This is a genomic window from Streptomyces sp. H27-H1, assembly GCF_026627445.1.
Classification (GTDB): Bacteria; Actinomycetota; Actinomycetes; order Streptomycetales; family Streptomycetaceae; genus Streptomyces.
The window spans coordinates 18,998-39,495 of record NZ_JAPNLJ010000045.1 but is presented as its reverse complement, the minus strand read 5'-3'; the positions used below and the strand labels follow the sequence as shown (position 1 = coordinate 39,495).

Sequence of the window (20,498 nt, the reverse complement as noted above, 5' to 3'; positions counted from 1 at the left end):
ACGCCCCCTGTGGTTCTGTCCGGCCCGGACAGCGGAACACACTCGACACTGTGTGGATTCGACGGAGGGTTTTTCCGGTCCGGCTTCGTAAGGTCATTACATGACCGTTGTGGACCAGATTCCGAGCGAGCCGACGGACGCCCGCGGGCGCGTGGCCGAGCTGCACGACCTGCGCGAGCAGGCGCGGCGCGGGCCGAGTGACCGGGCGACCGAAGCCCAGCACGCCAAGGGCAAGCTCACCGCCCGTGAGCGCATCGCGCTGCTGCTCGACGAAGGTTCCTTCAAGGAGGTCGAGCAGCTGCGGCGCCACCGTGCGACCGGCTTCGGCCTGGAGGCCAAGAAGCCCTACACCGACGGTGTCATCACCGGCTGGGGCACGGTCGAGGGCCGCACGGTCTTCGTCTACGCGCACGACTTCCGGATCTTCGGCGGTGCCCTGGGCGAGGCCCACGCCACGAAGATCCACAAGATCATGGACATGGCCATCGCGGCCGGTGCCCCGCTGGTCTCCCTCAACGACGGCGCGGGCGCCCGTATCCAGGAGGGCGTCTCCGCCCTCGCCGGCTACGGCGGCATCTTCCAGCGCAACACCAAGGCCTCGGGTGTCATCCCGCAGATCTCGGTGATGCTGGGCCCCTGCGCCGGCGGCGCCGCGTACTCGCCGGCGCTGACGGACTTCGTCTTCATGGTCCGTGAGACCTCGCAGATGTTCATCACCGGCCCGGACGTGGTCCGCGCGGTGACGGGCGAGGAGATCACCCAGAACGGCCTCGGCGGCGCCGACGTGCACGCCGAGACCTCGGGCGTCGCGCACTTCGCGTACGACGACGAGGAGACGTGCATCTCCGAGGTCCGCTACCTCATCACGATGCTCCCCTCCAACAACCGCGAGAACCCGCCGGTCCACGAGACCAGCGACCCCGCCGACCGCCGCTCCGACGTCCTGCTGGACCTCGTGCCGGCCGACGGCAACCGCCCGTACGACATGCTCAAGGTCATCGAGGAGCTCGTCGACGAAGGCGACGTCCTGGAGATCCACGAGCGTTGGGCCCGCAACATCATCTGCGCCCTCGCGCGGATGGACGGCCAGGTCGTGGGCATCGTCGCCAACCAGCCCGGGCACCTCGCCGGGGTCCTGGACATCCACGCCTCCGAGAAGGCGGCGCGCTTCGTCCAGCTGTGCGATGCCTTCAACATTCCGATCATCACGCTCCTGGACGTTCCCGGCTTCCTGCCGGGCGTCGACCAGGAGCACGGCGGCATCATCCGCCACGGCGCCAAGCTCCTGTACGCGTACTGCAACGCCACGGTCCCGCGGATCTCGCTGATCCTGCGCAAGGCCTACGGCGGCGCGTACATCGTCATGGACTCCCAGTCCATCGGCGCCGACCTCACCTACGCCTGGCCCACCAACGAGATCGCGGTGATGGGCGCCGAGGGCGCCGCCAACGTGATCTTCCGCAAGCAGATCGCGGACGCCGAGGACCCCGAGGCGATGCGCGCGCGCATGGTCAAGGAGTACAAGGCCGAGCTGATGCACCCGTACTACGCGGCCGAGCGGGGTCTCGTCGACGACGTCATCGACCCCGCCGAAACCCGAGAGGTGCTCGTCGCCGCCCTCTCGATGCTCCGCAACAAGCACGCCGATCTGCCGTCGCGCAAGCACGGCAACCCGCCGCAGTAGACGTCGAAGGAGAACTGCCACCGATGAGCAATGCCACTGCCACCCTGCTGAAGGTCGAGAAGGGCAACGCCGAGCCCGAGGAACTGGCCGCGATCACCGCGATCCTCCTCGCCCGCGCCGCCGCCACCCCCGAGGGCGTCACGGCCGTCGCCGTCCGCTCCCAGGCCGGCTGGCGCCGCCTCGAGCGCACCCCCGGCTTCCGCGGCCCCCGCAGCTGGCAGGGCTAGTACCCGAAGCCCCGTAGGCGCCACGCGAAAAGCCCCCCGCACTCCTTCGAGTGCGGGGGGCTTTTCGCGCAGAACGGGGACGGCTACCGCAGGCGGGCCATGAGGGCGTGCTCGACGAGCGTGATGAGCGCGCTCTTGGCGTCCGCGCGGTGGCGGGCGTCGGTGGTGATGATGGGTGCGTCGGGGCCGATCTGCAGGGCCTCGCGGACTTCCTCCGGGGTGTACGGCTGGTGCCCCTCGAAGCCGTTGAGCGCCACGACGAAGGGCAGGCCGCTGTTCTCGAAGTAGTCGACGGCGGGGAAGCAGTCGGCGAGACGGCGGGTGTCGACGAGCACCACGGCGCCGATGGCGCCGCGCACCAGGTCGTCCCACATGAACCAGAAGCGGTCCTGACCGGGGGTACCGAAGAGGTACAGGATCAGGTCCTGGTCCAGGGTGATGCGGCCGAAGTCCATGGCGACCGTGGTGGTCGTCTTGTCCCCCGTGTGGGTGAGGTCGTCGATGCCGGCGGAGGCGCTCGTCATGACGGCTTCGGTGCGCAGCGGGTTGATCTCGGAGACGGCGCCCACGAACGTGGTCTTGCCCACGCCGAAGCCGCCCGCCACCACGATCTTCGCGGAGGTGGTGGAGCGAGCAGGAGCCGCTCCGCCGTTAGAGCTTGCGAAGTCCACTGAGCACCCTTTCGAGCAGTGTCACATCTGGCTGGCCGCCGGCGGACTCGTCGCCGCCGGGCTGGTGGATGGCTACGAGGCCCGCCTCCGCCAGGTCGGCGACGAGGATGCGGGCGACGCCAAGAGGAATGGAGAGAAGTGCCGAGATCTCCGCGACGGATTTGATCTCCTGGCACAGGATGCAGATGCGCTGGTGCTCGGGCAACTGCCCTTGCAGGCGCGAGGGATCGGCCGTGGTGCTGACCAGTGCCTCGATGGCGAGCTGGTAGCGCGGCCGGGTCCGGCCGCCGGTCATCGCGTACGGGCGCACCAGCGGGTTGTGCGCCTGCGGAGCCGGCGGACGCCCGCCGCGCTGGGACTGCTGCGGGGACCGGTAGGACGACTGCCCGGTCTGCTGCGGCCGGTCGTACGGCTGCTGCGGCTGCTGCGGCTGCTGGTAGGGCTGCCGCTGGTAGGGCTGCCCGGCCGGGTCGTGCTCCGGCGAGGGCCGGTTGCTGGGAGTGGAAGGGAAGTTGAAGCGGTTCTGGTCGTGTCCACCCTGCGGCTGCTGCGCGCCGCCATAGGGATGTCCTCCGGGTGTTGTCACGTTTCCTCCTCCGACTCCAAGTACGCGGTACTCCCTGTGGAACCGCGCCACCGCACCCTATGGTGCAGTGACGCGAAACGCACTGCCTGTCTGCTAGTTGAGAAGTCCGCCCTGAAGTTCCGCGCGGAGGTCCGGGGTGAGGACGCTGCCGGCGCGGTCGACGAGGAGGGCCATCTCGTAACCCACGAGGCCGATGTCGCACTCGGGGTGTGCGAGGACCGCGAGGGAGGATCCGTCGGAGACGGACATGAGGAAGAGGAATCCGCGGTCCATCTCCACAACGGTCTGGTTGACGGCGCCGCCCTCGAAGATGCGGGAGGCACCCGCGGTGAGGGAGGTCAGGCCGGAGGCCACCGCGGCGAGCTGATCGGCCCGGTCGCGGGGGAAGCCTTCGGACATAGCCAGAAGGAGGCCGTCGGCGGATACCACCACCGTGTGGGACACCCCGGGGGTGTTGTCCACGAAGTTGGTGATCAACCAGTTCAGGTTTTGCGCCGCCTGGCTCATCGCGCTCACACTAACGCTCCTGGTCATAGCTGTTACTTGACTGCTCGGATCCCGCGTTGCGGCCCTGTTCGACACCGCGTCGCAGGTTGCTCAACCTGCCACGGACGTCCTCCGGAGCCCGGGAGACCTGGGGGCCGCCCTGCGGAGTCGTCTCCGCGGCGCCCTCGACCAGGTTGGCCTTGGGCACCCGCCGAGGGAGACCGGAAGTGGTGACCCCGCCCGCCTTCGGCTCGCGGAGTTTGGCGGCCTGCTGCCAGCGCTCGTCGTTGTTCGAGCGCCAGTCGTCAGGGCCTACCGGTTCCACGGGGGCCTGCTCCACTGCGGCGGGCTGCTGCTGACGCGGCGGCCGCTGCTCGAAGAGGGATCCGGTGGACTCCGTTTCCTGCTGTCCCGGCCGCTGCTGCGGCTGGCTGCCGCGTCGCGGCAGGCCCGCCCCGGTCACCTTGTGGCCAGCGTCGGCAGTGGCGCCCGGACGGTCGAAGCCTACGCGCTCCGGGGCCGGTTCGGGAGCGGCCGGTGATTCCGATTCGGTCCCGTAATCCTGCTGGTAGGAGCCCGTGTAGGTGTTCTGCTGGGGCCACTCGGCCGCTGTGGAACGGGAATCGTACCCGGTGTCGTAAGCCGGGAGATCTTGTCGCTGATCCGTGTACTCGGCTTCCGGATAGGCGTACTCCTGCTGGGTGTACGCGTCGTATCCCTGCCCGCTCTGAGCGGATTCGTAACCGGGGTCGTAGCTCTGCGCGGGCTGCTGCTCGTAGCCCTGGTAGGGCTGGTACGCGTGCTCCGGCTGCGGTTCCGGATACTCCGCCGCAGGCTCGTCGTACCCGGGCTGCGCCTGCGGGTAGCCGACCTGCGCCTCCAGCGCGGCCCGGCGCTCCTCGCGGCCCAGGGACCGCACTACCGGGTCGGCGGCGGGCTCGTCGTAGCCCGGCTGGTCGGCCCGGTGGACCTCGTAGCGGGAGTCGTCGAAGCCGAGCTCGGCGGCAGTGCGCAGCGGAGCCGGCTGCTGCGACTGCTGGCGCGGGATCATCGAGGAGACCGTGAAGTCGTCGGCGGGTACCACCTCGCCACCGCCACCGCGGGTGATGGCGTCCGGGAGCATGACCAGCGAGGTGGTGCCGGCCGCCTCGCCCGAGGGGCGGAGCTGGACGCGGATGCCGTGCCGGTCGGCCAGCCGGCCGACCACGAACAGACCCATGCGCTGGGAGATGGCCGCGTCCACGGTCGGCGGGTTGGCCAGCTTGTGGTTGATGTCCGCGAAGTCCTCGGCCGTCAGGCCGATTCCCTTGTCGTGGATCTCGACCATGACCCGGCCGTCGGGCAGACGCGTCGCGTTGACCCGGACCTTGGTCTGGGGGGAGGAGAAGGTGGTGGCGTTCTCCAGCAGCTCGGCGAGCAGGTGCACGAGGTCGGTCACGGCCTGGCCGTGGATCTCGGCCTCGGAGACGCCCGACATCTCGACGCGCTCGTACTGCTCCACCTCGGAGGAGGCGGCGCGCAGGACGTCGACGAGGGGGACCGGCTGGTCCCAGCGGCGGCCCGGTTCCTCACCCGCGAGGATGAGCAGGTTCTCGCCGTTGCGGCGCATACGGGTGGCGAGGTGGTCCAGCCGGAAGAGGTTCTCCAGCTGGTCCGGATCGGCCTCGTTGTTCTCCAGCTCGGTGATCAGGGTCAGCTGGCCCTCGATCAGCGACTGGTTGCGCATGGAGAGGTTCGTGAAGATCGCGTTGACGTTGCCTCGCAGGAGGGCCTGCTCGGCAGCGAGCCGGACGGCCTCCCGGTGGACCTGGTCGAAGGCGCGGGCGACCTCGCCGATCTCGTCCTGGGAGTCGATCGGGATCGGCACCACCCGGGTGTCGACCTTGCCCGGGTCGGTGCGCGAGAGCTGGTCGACGAGCATCGGCAGGCGCTGCTCGGCGATGTCGAAGGCGGCGCCGCGCAGGCGACGCATCGCCTTGCTCATCTGGCGGGCCATCATGCCGGCCAGGATGAAGGCGGCGAGCAGGGCCACGACCACGATGGCGCCGGTCAGGAAGGCGTCGTTGCGGGCCTCGTCGGAGACGGCACCGGCATCCTTGACGGCCTTGCCGAGGAGTTCCTTCTCGAGCTCGTTGTAGCCCTCGAACTTGGCGGTGGCCGCGGCCTGCCAGGCCTGCGGGGTGGTACCGCCCAGCGCGAGCTTGGCGGGCTTGTCGCCGCCGGCTATCGCCTCGGTCATACCGGTGAGCGCCGAGTTGTTGACCACGGGCGGGGCACGGAAGACGGTGCCCGCCTCCTCGGCCTCCTGCTTGGCGGTGACGAGCTTGTTGGCGCCCTCCTGCGACTTCACGCTCATGATGTCGCGCAGGCGGGCGACGTCCGCGTCGGTGCCGGCGGCGACGTACTCGCCGATGGCTATCTCTTCGAGGTACGCGTACGAGGAGAAGGCGACGAGCTGGGCCTTGCGGATGTCCTCGTTCTCGTTCGGCCGGACCAGCAGGTGCGTGCCGACGGAGCGCTGCAGCGAGTTCGCGGCCTTGGAGAGTTCGAGCGCGTAGACCATGCGGCCGTACGAGGTCACGTTGCCGGTGCCGAGACCCAGTTCGTTGGAGAACTGCATGAGGTAGTGCTGGACCAGCACATAGCCCTCTTCGGTCGGGATCGGGCCCAACGCCTTGGGGAGGGCCTTCTTCGGCGTCTCCAGCTGCGGCAGGTAGGCCGTCTTGCGGACCTGCTCCAGCTTCGGCTCCTCCTGGCGGAAGAGCTCCAGGCGGCGTTCCAGACCCTGGCCCGCGGGCAGGTCCTTCGTGGCCTCGGCGAACTTCGCCGCGGCCGCGTCGGTGACGGAGTACGCCTTCAGGACGGGCTCGGACTCCCGCTGGCCCTTGAGCAGGGGTTCGGCCGTCAGGTCGCGCTCGTTGAGGAGCGCCTGGCCGTACTCGGCGGCGGCCTGGACGATGCCGGCGGTCTTCTCGGCGTCCTTGGCCTCGTTCCAGGTGTCGATGGAGCCCTTCACCTGGAAGCCGCCCATCACCAGTCCGACGAGGACCGGGACGAGCAGGATGGCGTTCAGACGGGTCGGTACGCGCCAGTTGCGGGGCGAGAACCTGCTGGTGCTGCCGCTGCTCACGGGTGGGTCCACGGGTACGTCAAAGGATGACGCGGCCGCGCGCGGCGGCGGGGTGAAGTTGCCGCGCGCGGGTTCATCCGCGGGGCTCGAGTTGCTTCGCCTCACTCGACCAACAACCTCTCGGCGGTGCTACTAGCTAGTTCGTTGAATTCCAGCACGGTTAACGGCCGTGTTCCAAACAGTTGAAATCAGCCATTCCTAGAGCCTTATGCCCCACATAAAACGGACATAAAGAGCTTCCTGCGGCAAAAACGGGGCCAGTTGTGAGCGCAGCGGCACCGGACGAACGCACCGTGTCGCCAACTTCCGGCAATTCTCTGTCGAAACGTTATGAACGAAGGGGGCGGGCCGTGTCGCATGACACAGCCCGCCCCCCAAAAACCAGCCGGTGAAACCCCTGTTGCGCAGAGCCCCTACTTGAGTCGCGCCATGAGGGCGTGCTCGACGAGCGTGATGAGCGCGCTCTTGGCGTCCGCGCGGTGGCGGGCGTCGGTGGTGATGATGGGTGCGTCGGGGCCGATCTGCAGGGCCTCGCGGACTTCCTCCGGGGTGTACGGCTGGTGCCCCTCGAAGCCGTTGAGCGCCACGACGAAGGGCAGGCCGCTGTTCTCGAAGTAGTCCACGGCCGGGAAGCAGTCGGCCAGGCGCCGCGTGTCGACCAGGACGATCGCCCCGATCGCGCCGCGCACCAGGTCGTCCCACATGAACCAGAAGCGGTCCTGACCGGGGGTACCGAAGAGGTACAGGATCAGGTCCTGGTCCAGGGTGATGCGGCCGAAGTCCATGGCGACCGTGGTGGTCGTCTTGTCCCCGGTGTGGGTCAGGTCGTCGATGCCCGCGCTCGCGGACGTCATGACGGCTTCGGTGCGCAGCGGGTTGATCTCGGAGACGGCGCCCACGAACGTGGTCTTGCCCACGCCGAAGCCGCCCGCCACCACGATCTTCGCGGAGGTGGTGGAGCGAGCGGGAGCCGCCGCCCCACCGTTAGAGCTTGCGAAGTCCACTGAGAACCCTCTCGAGCAGCGTTACATCCGGCGTTCCGCCGGCCTCTCCATTGCCCGGCTGGTGGATGGCCACCATGCCGGCCTCCGCCAGGTCGGCGACGAGGATCCTGGCCACGCCGAGCGGCATGTTCAGTAGTGCGGAGACCTCCGCGACCGACTTGACCTCACGGCAGAGGGTGCAGATGCGCTGGTGCTCCGGGAGCAGCCCGGAGAGGTGCATCGGGTCGGCCGTGGTGCTGACCAGTGCCTCGATGGCGAGCTGGTAGCGCGGTCGGGTCCGGCCGCCGGTCATCGCGTACGGACGAACCAGCGGCTGGTCGCCTTCCGAGTACGAGTCTCCGTAATGATCGGAATAGGCGGGGGGCGGGGTCATTGATCCTCCGGGCTGGACAGCAAAGGTCAGCGTGCCGTCTGACGGGGCGGCCGGTGGGGGGACGGTATGACGGCCTGGCGGTGGTACTGGGTTCCGGGGCCGCGGCCCCGGTCCCCCGACCGGCAGTACCGTCCGGCCGGGAGAGCGGCAGTCAGATGAGCAGGCTTCCCTGAAGTTCCGCGCGGAGGTCCGGGGTGAGGACGCTGCCGGCGCGGTCGACGAGGAGGGCCATCTCGTAGCCCACGAGGCCGATGTCGCAGTCGGGGTGTGCGAGGACCGCGAGGGAGGATCCGTCGGAGACGGACATGAGGAAGAGGAATCCGCGGTCCATCTCCACAACGGTCTGGTTGACGGCGCCGCCCTCGAAGATGCGGGAGGCACCCGCGGTGAGGGAGGTCAGGCCGGAGGCCACCGCGGCGAGCTGGTCGGCCCGGTCGCGGGGGAAGCCTTCGGACATAGCCAGAAGGAGGCCGTCGGCGGATACCACCACCGTGTGGGACACCCCGGGGGTGTTGTCCACGAAGTTGGTGATCAACCAGTTCAGGTTCTGTGCAGCCTGGCTCATCGAACTCAACTATCGCTCCTGCTGGTATGTGGGGTCGACGGGGTAACTGCCGGTGGCCGGGCCGGTGGTGCCGGCCTGCCGACCCTGCTGGATACCGCGTCGGAGGTTGGTGAGACGGCCTCGGACGTCGTCCGGGGCTCGTGATACCTGGGGACCGGCCTGTGCTTCGGCCTGCTGCTGCGCGGTGCCGGCCACGAGGTTCGCCCGCGGGACCCGGCGGGGCAGACCCGACGTGGTGATGCCGCCGGCGGCGGGCTGGCGCACGCGCTCGGCCTGCCGCATCAGCTCGTCGTTCGGCGAGGAGCGCCAGCTGACGGTCGGCATGGCGCCGGTCGCCGTCGGCGCGGACTCGGCCGGAGCCTGCTCCTGGCCGCGCTGCGGCAGCTGGTGCTGCTGCGGGCGCTGCGGGGAGGGGGGAACCGGAGCGGGCGCCACCGGAGCGGACTGCTGCGCCTGCTGGGGTACGGCCGGTGCCTGCGAGGGGGGCTGGGCGCCCTCCTGGCGGAACCAGTTCGACTCCAGCGTGTCGAAGATCGGGCTGCGGCCCTCACCGGCGCTCGGACCGGCCGGCGGCAGGGCCTCCGGACGGGGCGCCTGCGGCAGCCGCGGAGCCTCCGAGCGCGCAGGCGGTACGGGGGCGTAGCCGCCCTGGGGCTGCGGGGCCTGGCCGGGCTGGGCGTAGCCGCCGACACCGGGGCCGCCGGGCCTCTGGGTCTGGAGGTCCTGGCGGGGGAACTGGCCCGTGGAGGCGGGGTCACCGAGATCGGGGCGGGGGAACTGGCCGGTGGCGCCGCTGTCGTAGCCGCCGCCGTTGCCGCCGGCCTGGGGGGCCGGGGCGTTGAAGTCGGGGCGGGGGAACTCGGACGTGGAACCGGGGCCCGACAGCTCGTCGTGGCCGCGCGGTACGTCGTGCCCGCGCTGGCCCGTGCCCCAGCTGGTGGTCTGCGGTATCGCGGCGGGTCCGCCACCCGCGCCCGGGAGCTCCGGACGGGGCGCGCCACCGCGCGGGGGAAGCTGCGGCCGGGGGCCGCGCGCGGCCGGAGGTCCGGCCTGCTGCTGTGCCTGCGGCTGCTGCGGAGCCTGCTGCTGGGGCTGCTGTGCCTGCTGCGGGCGCTCGAAGCCGTTGCCCTGGGGGAAGCCGCCGGGACCGGACGCCGTGGGGCCGCCGGCCGGGCGGCCCTGGGGGCCGCCGAAGCCGCCGGGAGCACCGGGACCGGAGACCGGACCGCGGCCCGGCAGCGGCGCACCCGAGCCGAAGGCGCTCTGGGTCTGGCCGCCGGGGGCACCCTGCTGCTGGGGCCGTCCGCCCTGTGGGCCGGGGCCCTGGGGCTGGCCGCCGGGGGCGCCGTCGCGGCCCGGCAGGGCCGCGCGCTGGCTGCCGGCGGAAACCTGGCCGCGCTGCGGGCCGGCGCCGACCGTAGGACGTGCGCCGGGAGCGGGGATCGAGCCCTGCGCCTGTGCGCCGGGACCACCCTGGCCGGGTGCGCCGGGGCCGCCGGGGGCACCCTGGCCGCCCTGGCCGGACATCGGGGCCGGCTTCTTGCCACCCTGGGCGACGTCCACCGGGAGCATGACCAGGGCCGTCGTACCGCCCGAGTCGGAGGGGCGCAGCTGGATGCGGATGCCGTGTCGCAGGGACAGGCGGCCGACCACGAACAGGCCCATGCGGCGGGAGACGGAGACGTCCACGGTCGGCGGCGCGGCGAGCCGCTCGTTGATCGCGGCGAGGTCCTCGGGGGAGAGGCCGATACCGGTGTCGTGGATCTCGACGAGCACGCGGCCGTCGGGCAGTGCGTGCCCGGTGACCTTGACCTTGGTCTGCGGGGAGGAGAACGAGGTGGCGTTCTCCAGCAGCTCGGCGAGCAGGTGCACGAGGTCGTTGACCACGCGGCCGGCCACGTCGGTGCCGGGCACCGAGGAGAGTTCGATGCGCTCGTACTGCTCCACCTCGGACGCGGCGGCACGGAGTACGTCGACGAGCGGGACGGGGCGGGTCCACCGGCGGCCCGGCTCCTCGCCCGCGAGGACGAGGAGGTTTTCGCCGTTACGGCGCATGCGGGTCGCGAGGTGGTCGAGCTTGAAGAGCGAGGAGAGCTGGTCCGGGTCGGCCTCGCGCGACTCCAGCTCGGAGATGAGCGAGAGCTGGCGCTGGATGAGGCCCTGCGAACGGCGCGAGAGGTTGGTGAACATCGCGTTGACGTTGCCTCGCAGGAGGGCCTGCTCGGCGGCGAGGCGGACGGCCTCGCGGTGCACGTCGTCGAAGGCCGCGGCCACCTGGCCGATCTCGTCGCGGGTGTGCAGGCCGACGGACTCCACCGTCGTGTCCACGTCCTGCGGGTCCGACTCGGACAGCTGCTTGACGAGCTCGGGCAGCCGGTCCTGGGCGACGCGGGTCGCGGTGTCCTGGAGGCGGCGCAGGGAGCGGATCATCGAGCGGGCCATGACGAAGGCGCCGACGAGGGAGACACCGAGGACGAGGAGGATCAGCGCACCGTTGATGATGGCGTCGCGCTGCGACTCGTTCTTGAGCTCGCGGGCCTTTTCTTCCATGTCCTCGAGCAGCGTGAGCTCGATGACCTTCATGGCCTGGAGCTTCTGGTCGTCCGAGTCGTACCAGTCCATCCAGGAGCGGTTCTTCTCCTTGGCGAACTGGTCCTTGTTGCCGAGAACGCGGCGGGCGTAGGAGTCGGCGGTGCCGATCTCCTGGTTGCCGTCGCCGAGCGACGCGAGGAGCTCCTCGGGCTTGCCCTGGTAGAGCAGCTCGAAGGTGGTCTTCGCCTGGTCCTCGCCACGCTGCGCGGCGAGACCGTAGAGGCGGTCGTTCTCGGGGATGCTGCCGGGCTGGGAGATGTCCGCGGGGAGCGAGGCGGCGATGATCGCGCGCTGGATCGAGGCGTACTCCTTGGCGGAGGAGAACGCCGCCAGGGCGCGGGTGCGCTTGATCATCTCGGGGTTCGAGGTGGCCTGGGCCATGTCCTGCGAGAGCGAGAGCAGCGAGACGATCAGCGCGTTGTACTCGGTGACCGTCTGCTGGGCGCCGTTCTGGTACGCCTTCTTGCGGATTTCCTCGATGTTGGTCAGGCCGTGCGCGATCTGCAGGATGTTGTTGCGGATCGACTTGACCGTCTCGTCTTTGCCCTCCACGCTGTCGATCTTGTCCGTCGCGGCGGCAAAGGCCTCGGCGGCGGTGTCGGTCGTGTCGCGGGCGCCCTTCACGGCGCTGTTGGGCTTGCCCGACTTGTCGACGGACAACGGACCGGCGGAGTTGTCACGCTCGGCCTGGAGCATGGCGGCCAGGTTGGTGGCCTGCCGGGTGAGCGTCGTCAGCAGCTGCATGTGCTCCAGCTGCGCGATGTCGTTCATCGAGTCGTTGATGCGGAAGCCACCGAGGGCGGTGGCGGCGACGACCGGCAGGGTCAGCAGCGACACCAGTCGCGTGCTGATGCGCCAGTTCTGCATGGCGAGACGGGACCCGGACCCGACGTGGGTCTTGGGTATCGCCACGTCGCGGCCGGCCAAGTCCTCGTCGGCCTTGGACGAGCCCTTGAGCTTGGCCCGGCCCTTCGACTTCACCGGGGCGGAGCCGTCGGGGCCCCCGCCTTCGACAGCCGGCCCGCGGTTCTGGGCGTGCTGGGGCGAGGAGCCACGGTCGGTCCCGCCGCGCGGGTCCTGCTCCGGCGCGGCGTCCCCACGGCCCTGACGGGCCTGGGGAGACCCCTTGTCATCCCTCTTGAATCGTCCCTGCACTAGCGTCGCAACCTCTGGACCAGGCGTCCCGCCGGGCAACCGGTGGGACGGTGTCGAGTCGTGGGGCAATGCGCCCCATGGTGGTCGTCGGTGACCGGCGCGTCTCCCTCTCCGTTGCCGCCGCGCTCGGCGCTGTCTCGCGCCACCTGCGCGCCGGCTGATTCCCGCGGCGGTCCCGCGAATTCCAGCACAGAGGCGGATCTGCAACAAGGTGCGAGTCCAGGCCGGAAGATCGGTCACTTCTTGTGACAAGAGCGCTACCCCTGGTGCGGGCCAATTCATACGGAATCGGACTTACGCCGCCCAAACCTCGCCCCTGTCAAGCTGTCCTAGTCGCGATGATCGGGAGCGGAATGACGCATTCAGTGGCGCAATGTCCGTTTTTTCGGGTCGAATTGACTGACCGCTATGCCCGTAATGCCTGGTCGCTGGTGAGCAAACTCACATAGCCATGGCCATTACTTCCCGGTTCGGCGGGGGATTCAGATGTTTAGCCTTGAGCTTTACACGGCTGCCGCGGGCGACAAGCGGCACTCCGAAGGCATCCCGGCGGCACCCGCCGCCACCATCCGACCTAGTGAGCCGAGGGCTTCGCACTCCGATGAAGACGACGATGATGTTCCGCAACATAGCCAACCCGCGCCGCACCACCCTCGCGCACCTCAAGGACGCCGAGGAGCTGCAGGCCGTGCCGGTCCCGGAGCACACCGTCGAGCTGCCGGCCCAGACCGCGAACCCGCGCCGCACCATCCTCATGGACGCGCCCGTCGCCGTCGCTCTGTAGGCCCCCGGCGAAAAGCCGCGCGAAGCGTCGGCCCCCACCGCGTTAGCCTGGAGTCCGCAGACTCCAGCCAGCGGAAATACAGAGGGGCAGACGCAACACGTGCGCATCGCCAGGTTCTCGATCGACGGCAATGTCGCGTTCGGCGCGGTCGAGGGCAGTACTGCCCCCGGCGCCGAAGGTGAGCTCGTCCTCGACATCATCAAGGGCATCCCGTTCGCGGACTTCGAGCTCTCCGGCACGAAGGTTCCGCTGAACAAGGTCCGGCTGCTGCCGCCCGTGCTCCCGAACAAGGTCGTGGCCATCGGCCGCAACTACGCGGAGCACGCGGCGGAGCTGGGCAACGAGGTCCCGGACGCCCCGATCACCTTCTTCAAGCCCTCCACCTCGGTGGTCGGCCCGGGCGACCCGATCGCCTACCCCTCCTTCTCCCAGGACCTCCACCACGAGGCGGAGCTCGCCGTGGTCATCGGCCGCATGTGCCGAGAGGTCCCGCGCGAGCGCGTCAAGGAAGTCATCCTGGGCTACACCTGCGCCAATGACGTCACCGCGCGCGACGTCCAGCAGCGCGAGAAGCAGTGGGCCCGCGCCAAGGGCTTCGACAGCTCCTGCCCCCTCGGCCCGTGGATCGAGACCGATCTGGACCCGAGCGACCTGACCATCCAGTGCACCGTCAACGGCGAACAGCGCCAGCTCGGCCGCACCAGCGACATGGTCCGCTCCATCGAGGACCTGATCGTGCACATCACCGAGGCCATGACGCTGCTCCCGGGCGACGTCATCCTCACGGGGACACCGGCCGGAGTCGGCCCCCTGAACGTCGGCGACGAGGTCGCCGTCACCATCGAAGGCATCGGCACTCTCACCAACAAGGTGATCAAGCGTGGCTAACGCGACCCCCCGCGTACGTTTCTGTCCCTCCCCGACCGGCAACCCCCACGTGGGCCTGGTCCGTACGGCCCTGTTCAACTGGGCGTTCGCCCGCCACCACGGCGGTACGTTCGTCTTCCGCATCGAGGACACCGACGCGGCCCGCGACTCCGAGGAGTCCTACGACCAGCTGCTCGACTCGCTGCGCTGGCTCGGCTTCACCTGGGACGAGGGCCCCGAGGTCGGCGGCCCGCACGCCCCGTACCGCCAGTCCCAGCGCATGGACATCTACAAGGACGTCGCGCAGAAGCTCCAGGACGGCGGCTACGCCTACCACTGCTACTGCACCACCGAGGAGCTGGACGTCCGCCGCGACGCCGCCCGCGCCGCAGGCAAGGCCTCCGGCTACGACGGCCAGTGCCGCGACCTCTCCGACGGGCAGAAGGCCGCGTACGAGGCCGAGGGCCGCGCCTCGATCGTCCGCTTCCGGATGCCCGACCGGACGATCACCTTCACGGACCTGGTCCGCGGCGAGATCTCCGTCACCCCCGAGAACCTGCCGGACTTCGGCATCGTCCGGGCGAACGGCGCCCCGCTCTACACCCTCGTCAACCCGGTCGACGACGCGCTGATGGAGATCACCCACGTCCTGCGCGGCGAGGACCTGCTCTCCTCCACCCCGCGCCAGATCGCGCTCTACGGCGCCCTGATCGAGCTCGGCATCGCCAAGGCGGTCCCCGCCTTCGGGCACCTGCCGTACGTGATGGGCGAGGGCAACAAGAAGCTCTCCAAGCGCGACCCGGAGTCCTCGCTCAACCTCTACCGCGAGCGCGGCTTCCTCCCCGAGGGGCTGCTGAACTACCTCTCGCTGCTGGGCTGGTCCTTCTCCAAGGACCAGGACATCTTCTCGATCGAGGAGATGGTCGCGAAGTTCGACATCCCGGACGTCAACGCGAACCCGGCGCGCTTCGACCTGAAGAAGGCCGAGGCGATCAACGCCGACCACATCCGGCAGCTGGACCCCAAGGCCTTCGCGGACGCCTGCGCCCCGTGGCTCACGGCCCCGCACGCCAACTGGGCGCCCGAGGACTTCGACGCCGCGGCCTGGGAGCGCATCGCGCCGTACGCCCAGACCCGCGTCACGGTCCTGTCCGACATCACGGCCAACGTCGACTTCCTCTTCCTGAAGGAGCCGGTGGCGGACCAGGCGTCCTGGGACAAGGCGATGAAGGGCGAGCCGGCGGCCCTCCTGACCACGGCCCGCGAGAACCTGGCCGCCGCGGACTGGTCGGACCCCGAGTCCCTCAAGCAGGCCGTCCTGACCGCGGGCGAGGCCCACGGCCTCAAGCTCGGCAAGGCCCAGGCCCCGGTCCGTGTCGCCGTCACCGGCCGCACGGTCGGCCTTCCCCTCTTCGAGTCCCTCGAGATCCTGGGCAAGGACCGCTCCCTGTCCCGCATCGACGCGACCCTGGCCAGGCTCGCCACCGCGTAGGGAAGCAGGACCCGTACGTGCCCCGGGGGCGGCAGCCGCAAAGGGCTGCCGCCCCCGGGGCGTTCCGGCGTAGGGTCGGCCCATGCCGATTCGCGCGGTGCTCTGGGACATCGACGACACCCTGTTCGACTACACCGGGGCAGACCGGGCCGGGCTCGCGGCGCACCTGGTCACCGAGGGGCTCGCGGAGCGCTACGGCGCCCCGCCCGAGGCGCTCGCACTGTGGCGGCGGATCACCGACCGGCACTGGGCGCTGTTCGCGGCCGGGGAGGGGACCTTCCAGGGGCAGCGCCGCGACCGGGTGCGGGAGTTCCTCGGGGAGCCCCTGATGAGCGACGCAGGGGCCGACGACTGGTTCGGCCGGTACGTGGGGCACTACACGGCGGCCTGGGAGCTGTTCCCCGACGTGGTGCCCGTACTGGACGCCCTGGCGGGCGGCTACCGGCACGGGGTGCTCTCCAACTCCTCCGTGGCCAACCAGGACCCCAAGCTGCGCCACCTGGGCCTGCGCGACCGCTTCGAGGTGCTCGTGTGCGCCGTGGAGCTGGGCGTCAGCAAGCCCGAGGCCGGCGCCTTCCTCGCCGCGTGCGCCGAGATGGGGCTGGAGCCCGGGGAAGTGGTCTACGTGGGAGACCAGCCGGAGATCGACGCGCGCGGTGCCCGTGACGCCGGACTGACGGCGGTCTGGCTCGACCGCGACGGCGGGCGGGGGCCGGGGCCGGACGGAGTGCACCGGATCGCCGGACTCGACCGGCTCCCGCAGGTGCTGGCCGGGGATACCCGTTTTGGAGCACGGTCAGGCATCCGGTAATGTTCTTTCTGCGCCGCCCGCTCGTGTCGAAAGGCCGGGCCGGAGACGCTAACCGAACGAAAGTACCTCAGGGGCTTGCGTTTTGGTGGGCTATAGTGTAATTGGCAACACGAGAGTTTCTGGTTCTCTTATTCTAGGTTCGAGTCCTGGTAGCCCAGCGCAGTTCATGTAGTGACGCAGTGCTTGCCCCCGTTGTGTAGCGGCCTAGCACGCCGCCCTCTCAAGGCGGTAGCGCCGGTTCGAATCCGGTCGGGGGTACAGATCCTTCCCGCGAGATTTCCAGGGTCGCACCCGGATGTTTTGATGCAGGATCGCTAGGGCCCCCGTTGTGTAGCGGCCTAGCACGCCGCCCTCTCAAGGCGGTAGCGCCGGTTCGAATCCGGTCGGGGGTACGCAGTCTAGCTGGTCTAGACCTGTGGGCTATAGTGTAATTGGCAACACGAGAGTTTCTGGTTCTCTTATTCTAGGTTCGAGTCCTGGTAGCCCAGCGCAGTACAGCAGTGACAGCTAGCCCCCGTTGTGTAGCGGCCTAGCACGCCGCCCTCTCAAGGCGGTAGCGCCGGTTCGAATCCGGTCGGGGGTACGCATCGAAGAGGCCCTCCGCGTTCATCGCGGAGGGCCTCTTCGGCGTTTCCGGGGTCCCGCGGGGGCGGACGAGTGCGGGCCCGGCGGCGCGTGTGCGGACGTTGTGCGGCGTCTCACGCGCCCCCGGGCCCGGGGGAGTAGGAGTGGGGAAAAGGGATCAGCTGGAGCGGCGCAGGGCCTCGGTCAGCCGGGCGGCCGCGTCGATGACGGCCTGGGCGTGCATGCGCCCCGGGTGCCGGGTCAGCCGCTCGATCGGCCCGGAGACCGATACGGAGGCCACCACGCGGTTCGAGGGGCCGCGCACCGGCGCCGATACGGAGGCCACGCCGGGCTCCCGCTCCCCGATGGACTGCGCCCAGCTGCGGCGTCGTACGCCCGAGAGCGCCGTCGCCGTGAAGCGCGCGCCCTGCAGGCCGCGGTGGAGCCGCTCGGGCTCCTCCCAGGCCATCAGGATCTGCGCGGCCGAACCGGCCTTCATCGGGAGCGTGGAGCCCACCGGGACGGTGTCCCGCAGGCCCGACAGCCGCTCCGCGGCCGCTACGCAGATGCGCATGTCGCCCTGACGCCGGTAGAGCTGCGCGCTCTCTCCCGTAACGTCCCGGAGGTGGGTGAGCACCGGTCCGGCCGTGGCCAGCAGGCGGTCCTCGCCGGCCGCGGCGGCGAGCTCCGCCAGCCGCGGTCCGAGGATGAACCGGCCCTGCATGTCCCTCGCCACCATCCGGTGGTGTTCCAGTGCCACGGCAAGGCGATGTGCCGTGGGTCGTGCGAGCCCTGTCGCCGCGACCAGCCCGGCGAGGGTGGCCGGACCGGACTCCAGTGCGCTCAATACCAGAGCTGCCTTGTCGAGAACGCCGACGCCGCTAGAGTTGTCCATGAAACGATATTCGCGTCTCACACTGTGAAACGCAAGTTCAATTTTTCCAAGAAACAGCGAGTCTGTATGTGCGGGTCCACGAACCACTGGATCCGAGCCGTCGTCCGGGACGTGGGGTACGGACGGTCAGGCGCACAAGATCTCTATGAAGCGCCGGCACAACCGGCCGGCCGGAGGGAAAGCGATGGGTAGGACACTCGCGGAGAAGGTCTGGGACGACCATGTCGTCAGGCGCGTAGAGGGCGAGCCCGATCTCCTCTTCATCGATCTGCACCTGCTGCACGAGGTGACCAGCCCCCAGGCCTTCGAGGGCCTGCGCCAGGCCGGCCGCAAGGTACGCCGCCTGGACCTCACCATCGCGACCGAGGACCACAACACCCCCACCATCGACATCGACAAGCCGATCGCGGACCCGGTCTCCCGGACCCAGCTCGAGACGCTGCGCAAGAACTGCGCCGAGTTCGGTGTGCGCCTGCACTCGCTGGGCGACGTCGAGCAGGGTGTCGTCCACGTCGTGGGACCGCAGCTGGGCCTGACCCAGCCGGGCACCACCGTGGTCTGTGGTGACTCGCACACCTCCACGCACGGCGCTTTCGGCGCGCTGGCGTTCGGCATCGGCACCAGCCAGGTCGAGCACGTGCTGGCGACCCAGACGCTGCCGCTGGCCCGCCCCAAGACGATGGCGATCACCGTCACCGGCGCGCTGGCCGAGGGCGTCACCGCCAAGGACCTGATCCTGGCGATCATCGCCAAGATCGGCACCGGCGGCGGCCAGGGCTACATCCTGGAGTACCGCGGCGAGGCCGTCGAGAAGCTGTCGATGGAAGCCCGCATGACCATCTGCAACATGTCGATCGAGGCCGGCGCCCGCGCGGGAATGATCGCCCCCGACCAGACCACCTTCGACTACCTGGAGGGCCGCGACCACGCCCCCGTGGGCGAGGAGTGGGACGGGGCGGTCGCGTACTGGAAGACCCTGCGCACCGACGAGGACGCCGCCTTCGACGCCGAGGTGGTCATCGACGCCGGCGCGCTGACGCCGTTCGTCACCTGGGGCACCAACCCCGGCCAGGGCGCGCCCCTGTCGGGACACGTCCCCGACCCCGCTTCGTACGAGGACGCTTCGGAGCGCCACGCCGCCGAAAAGGCCCTGGAGTACATGGGGTTGACCGCCGGGCAGCCGCTGCGCGACATCAAGGTCGACACCGTCTTCGTAGGTTCCTGCACCAACGGCCGCATCGAGGACCTGCGCGCCGTCGCCGGGATCGTCGAGGGCCGCAAAGTCGCCGACGGCGTACGGATGCTGGTCGTCCCGGGCTCGGTCCGTGTCGCCCTGCAGGCGGTGGCGGAGGGCCTGGACAAGGTCTTCAAGGAGGCCGGCGCCGAATGGCGGCACGCGGGCTGCTCGATGTGTCTGGGCATGAACCCCGACCAACTGGCTCCCGGCGAGCGCTCCGCGTCCACCTCCAACCGCAACTTCGAGGGCCGGCAGGGCAAGGGCGGGCGCACCCACCTGGTCTCCCCGCAGGTGGCCGCGGCCACCGCGGTGCTGGGCCATCTGGCCTCGCCCGCCGACCTGTCCGACGCCAACGAGACCGCCGGAGTCTGAGAACCATGGAAGCCTTCACCACTCACACCGGCCGGGCCGTCCCGCTGCGCCGCAGCAACGTCGACACCGACCAGATCATCCCGGCCCACTGGCTGAAGAAGATCACCCGCGACGGCTTCGAGGACGGGCTCTTCGAGGCCTGGCGCAAGGACCCGGAGTTCATCACGAACCGCCCCGAGCGCGCGGACGCGAGCGTTCTGGTCGCCGGTCCCGACTTCGGCACCGGTTCCTCGCGCGAACACGCCGTCTGGGCCCTGCAGAACTTCGGCTTCAAGACGGTCATCTCCTCCCGCTTCGCCGACATCTTCCGCGGCAACTCGCTGAAGAACGGTCTGCTGACCGTCGTCCTGCCGCAGGAGACCGTCGAGAAGCTGTGGCAGCTGACCGAGGCCGACCCCACCGCCGAGATCACGGTCGACCTGGTCGACCGCCAGGTCCGAGCCGAAGGCCTCGTAGCGGAGTTCGAACTCGACGACAACGCCCGCTGGCGGCTGCTGGAGGGGCTGGACGACATCTCCCTCACCCTTCAGAACGAAGCGGACATCACCACGTACGAAAGCGTTCGGCCCACCCACAAGCCGCGCACGATTCGGGCGTGATTCCAGCCTGATCAGCGCTTATTCGCCTTAGGGTGATCAGATAGGCAACACTGTGCCCCCTGCCATCCGGCAGGGGGCACAGTCGTGTGTTGAGGCCCCGTGAGGCGACAACTCGCCCCAGATGGCACAATCTGTGCATGGAACGCGACAGTCAACTTGAGCTCTACGGACTTGTTGCCGACCGATTGAAAGAAGCACACACAAGGGTGCGCACGCTGCAAGTCCCGGAGGGCGTACGGATGGCGCTGTCCCGGAAGCTGTTGGTCGTCACCGCCGTGGCGAAGCATGATCTCGCCGACGCGGCAAGGCGCCTGGACAGGTTGATGAAGGACCTCGACGAGGGTCGATTCCCTGAAGGCGACTGATGCGAAGGAACTCCGTAACGGCCTACAACGTTGCGGCAC

18 protein-coding genes and 5 tRNA genes are annotated in these 20,498 nt (G+C 69.7%); 14 read left to right on the top strand and 9 right to left on the bottom strand.

What is annotated here, in order from left to right:
* Nucleotides 1-100 precede the first annotated feature (100 nt).
* Both OTB20_RS33625 and OTB20_RS33620 read left to right on the top strand, forming a co-directional pair.
* Complete coding sequence (locus tag OTB20_RS33625; RefSeq protein ID WP_267753574.1) at nucleotides 101-1,684, top strand: acyl-CoA carboxylase subunit beta; 1,584 nt, start codon at nucleotides 101-103, stop codon at nucleotides 1,682-1,684.
* 23 nt (nucleotides 1,685-1,707) lie between these two features.
* A complete protein-coding gene (locus tag OTB20_RS33620; protein ID WP_267823395.1) occupies nucleotides 1,708-1,911 on the top strand; it encodes an acyl-CoA carboxylase subunit epsilon in 204 nt (67 codons plus the stop codon).
* Nucleotides 1,912-1,994: 83 nt separating this feature from the next.
* On the opposite strand, the gene OTB20_RS33615 is transcribed toward OTB20_RS33620, so the two are convergent.
* The 8 genes from OTB20_RS33615 to OTB20_RS33580 all read right to left on the bottom strand — a co-directional run bounded on the left by OTB20_RS33615 (nucleotide 1,995) and on the right by OTB20_RS33580 (nucleotide 12,473).
* Nucleotides 1,995-2,582, bottom strand: a complete 588-nt coding sequence (locus OTB20_RS33615) for a GTP-binding protein (RefSeq protein ID WP_267753571.1) — start codon at nucleotides 2,580-2,582, stop codon at nucleotides 1,995-1,997.
* Nucleotides 2,563-3,168: a DUF742 domain-containing protein gene (locus OTB20_RS33610; RefSeq protein ID WP_267823393.1), complete on the bottom strand. Its 606-nt coding sequence runs from the start codon at nucleotides 3,166-3,168 to the stop codon at nucleotides 2,563-2,565. The genes OTB20_RS33615 and OTB20_RS33610 overlap by 20 nt, the downstream gene beginning before the upstream one ends.
* A 93-nt stretch (nucleotides 3,169-3,261) precedes the next feature.
* On the bottom strand, nucleotides 3,262-3,675 hold the full coding sequence (locus tag OTB20_RS33605; protein WP_243337850.1) for a roadblock/LC7 domain-containing protein: 414 nt from the start codon (nucleotides 3,673-3,675) through the stop codon (nucleotides 3,262-3,264).
* 10 nt (nucleotides 3,676-3,685) lie between these two features.
* Complete coding sequence (locus OTB20_RS33600; RefSeq protein ID WP_267823391.1) at nucleotides 3,686-6,889, bottom strand: nitrate- and nitrite sensing domain-containing protein; 3,204 nt, start codon at nucleotides 6,887-6,889, stop codon at nucleotides 3,686-3,688.
* 308 nt (nucleotides 6,890-7,197) lie between these two features.
* Complete coding sequence (locus OTB20_RS33595) at nucleotides 7,198-7,788, bottom strand: GTP-binding protein (protein WP_267753566.1); 591 nt, start codon at nucleotides 7,786-7,788, stop codon at nucleotides 7,198-7,200.
* Nucleotides 7,769-8,161: a DUF742 domain-containing protein gene (locus tag OTB20_RS33590; protein ID WP_267753565.1), complete on the bottom strand. Its 393-nt coding sequence runs from the start codon at nucleotides 8,159-8,161 to the stop codon at nucleotides 7,769-7,771. Before OTB20_RS33590 ends, OTB20_RS33595 begins: the two co-directional genes overlap by 20 nt.
* A 151-nt stretch (nucleotides 8,162-8,312) precedes the next feature.
* Nucleotides 8,313-8,726 carry a roadblock/LC7 domain-containing protein gene (locus tag OTB20_RS33585; protein ID WP_266672658.1) on the bottom strand — a complete coding sequence of 138 codons (414 nt, stop codon included), beginning with the start codon at nucleotides 8,724-8,726 and terminating at the stop codon, nucleotides 8,313-8,315.
* 9 nt (nucleotides 8,727-8,735) lie between these two features.
* Nucleotides 8,736-12,473, bottom strand: a complete 3,738-nt coding sequence (locus OTB20_RS33580) for a nitrate- and nitrite sensing domain-containing protein (protein ID WP_267823388.1) — start codon at nucleotides 12,471-12,473, stop codon at nucleotides 8,736-8,738.
* Between the two features lie 601 nt (nucleotides 12,474-13,074).
* Between OTB20_RS33580 and OTB20_RS33575 the strand changes: the two genes are divergently transcribed.
* The 9 genes from OTB20_RS33575 to OTB20_RS33535 all read left to right on the top strand — a co-directional run bounded on the left by OTB20_RS33575 (nucleotide 13,075) and on the right by OTB20_RS33535 (nucleotide 17,010).
* Nucleotides 13,075-13,257 carry a hypothetical protein gene (locus OTB20_RS33575; RefSeq protein ID WP_267753560.1) on the top strand — a complete coding sequence of 61 codons (183 nt, stop codon included), beginning with the start codon at nucleotides 13,075-13,077 and terminating at the stop codon, nucleotides 13,255-13,257.
* 99 nt (nucleotides 13,258-13,356) lie between these two features.
* Complete coding sequence (locus OTB20_RS33570; protein ID WP_267823386.1) at nucleotides 13,357-14,145, top strand: fumarylacetoacetate hydrolase family protein; 789 nt, start codon at nucleotides 13,357-13,359, stop codon at nucleotides 14,143-14,145.
* Complete coding sequence (gene gltX, locus OTB20_RS33565) at nucleotides 14,138-15,616, top strand: glutamate--tRNA ligase (protein WP_267823385.1); 1,479 nt, start codon at nucleotides 14,138-14,140, stop codon at nucleotides 15,614-15,616. The genes OTB20_RS33570 and gltX overlap by 8 nt, the downstream gene beginning before the upstream one ends.
* An 82-nt stretch (nucleotides 15,617-15,698) precedes the next feature.
* The gene (locus OTB20_RS33560; RefSeq protein ID WP_267823384.1) at nucleotides 15,699-16,427 is read left to right on the top strand and encodes an HAD family hydrolase; all 729 of its coding nucleotides are present in this window, start codon (nucleotides 15,699-15,701) and stop codon (nucleotides 16,425-16,427) included.
* Between the two features lie 86 nt (nucleotides 16,428-16,513).
* Nucleotides 16,514-16,585: transfer RNA gene (locus OTB20_RS33555), tRNA-Gln, on the top strand.
* Between the two features lie 27 nt (nucleotides 16,586-16,612).
* Nucleotides 16,613-16,685: transfer RNA gene (locus OTB20_RS33550), tRNA-Glu, on the top strand.
* Nucleotides 16,686-16,746: 61 nt separating this feature from the next.
* Nucleotides 16,747-16,819 (top strand) — tRNA-Glu (locus tag OTB20_RS33545).
* A gap of 24 nt (nucleotides 16,820-16,843) precedes the next feature.
* Nucleotides 16,844-16,915 (top strand) — tRNA-Gln (locus tag OTB20_RS33540).
* 22 nt (nucleotides 16,916-16,937) lie between these two features.
* Nucleotides 16,938-17,010: transfer RNA gene (locus tag OTB20_RS33535), tRNA-Glu, on the top strand.
* A gap of 159 nt (nucleotides 17,011-17,169) precedes the next feature.
* Here the strand turns inward: OTB20_RS33535 and ndgR are convergent.
* On the bottom strand, nucleotides 17,170-17,886 hold the full coding sequence (gene ndgR / locus OTB20_RS33530; protein ID WP_267823383.1) for an IclR family transcriptional regulator NdgR: 717 nt from the start codon (nucleotides 17,884-17,886) through the stop codon (nucleotides 17,170-17,172).
* Nucleotides 17,887-18,070: 184 nt separating this feature from the next.
* Here ndgR and leuC point away from each other — a divergent pair, with 184 nt between their 5' ends.
* From leuC to OTB20_RS33515, 3 genes are all read left to right on the top strand, one after another.
* On the top strand, nucleotides 18,071-19,495 hold the full coding sequence (gene leuC, locus OTB20_RS33525; protein ID WP_267823381.1) for a 3-isopropylmalate dehydratase large subunit: 1,425 nt from the start codon (nucleotides 18,071-18,073) through the stop codon (nucleotides 19,493-19,495).
* Between the two features lie 5 nt (nucleotides 19,496-19,500).
* Nucleotides 19,501-20,094 (top strand): 3-isopropylmalate dehydratase small subunit, encoded by a 594-nt coding sequence (leuD, locus tag OTB20_RS33520; protein WP_267753550.1) that lies wholly within the window; start codon nucleotides 19,501-19,503, stop codon nucleotides 20,092-20,094.
* A 137-nt stretch (nucleotides 20,095-20,231) separates the two neighbouring features.
* The gene (locus OTB20_RS33515; RefSeq protein WP_243337737.1) at nucleotides 20,232-20,459 is read left to right on the top strand and encodes a hypothetical protein; all 228 of its coding nucleotides are present in this window, start codon (nucleotides 20,232-20,234) and stop codon (nucleotides 20,457-20,459) included.
* Nucleotides 20,460-20,498 lie beyond the last annotated feature (39 nt).

What these genes read in the sequence shown, in the direction of transcription:
- OTB20_RS33625 (WP_267753574.1), top strand. Translation starts at nt 101, where the DNA reads ATGACCGTTGTGGACCAGATTCCGAGCGAGCCGACGGACGCCCGCGGG.
- OTB20_RS33620 (WP_267823395.1), top strand. Translation starts at nt 1,708, where the DNA reads ATGAGCAATGCCACTGCCACCCTGCTGAAGGTCGAGAAGGGCAACGCC.
- OTB20_RS33605 (WP_243337850.1), bottom strand. Translation starts at nt 3,675, where the DNA reads ATGAGCCAGGCGGCGCAAAACCTGAACTGGTTGATCACCAACTTCGTG.
- OTB20_RS33590 (WP_267753565.1), bottom strand. Translation starts at nt 8,161, where the DNA reads ATGACCCCGCCCCCCGCCTATTCCGATCATTACGGAGACTCGTACTCG.
- OTB20_RS33585 (WP_266672658.1), bottom strand. Translation starts at nt 8,726, where the DNA reads ATGAGCCAGGCTGCACAGAACCTGAACTGGTTGATCACCAACTTCGTG.
- OTB20_RS33575 (WP_267753560.1), top strand. Translation starts at nt 13,075, where the DNA reads ATGAAGACGACGATGATGTTCCGCAACATAGCCAACCCGCGCCGCACC.
- OTB20_RS33560 (WP_267823384.1), top strand. Translation starts at nt 15,699, where the DNA reads ATGCCGATTCGCGCGGTGCTCTGGGACATCGACGACACCCTGTTCGAC.
- ndgR (WP_267823383.1), bottom strand. Translation starts at nt 17,886, where the DNA reads ATGGACAACTCTAGCGGCGTCGGCGTTCTCGACAAGGCAGCTCTGGTA.
- leuC (WP_267823381.1), top strand. Translation starts at nt 18,071, where the DNA reads ATGGGTAGGACACTCGCGGAGAAGGTCTGGGACGACCATGTCGTCAGG.
- leuD (WP_267753550.1), top strand. Translation starts at nt 19,501, where the DNA reads ATGGAAGCCTTCACCACTCACACCGGCCGGGCCGTCCCGCTGCGCCGC.
- OTB20_RS33515 (WP_243337737.1), top strand. Translation starts at nt 20,232, where the DNA reads ATGGAACGCGACAGTCAACTTGAGCTCTACGGACTTGTTGCCGACCGA.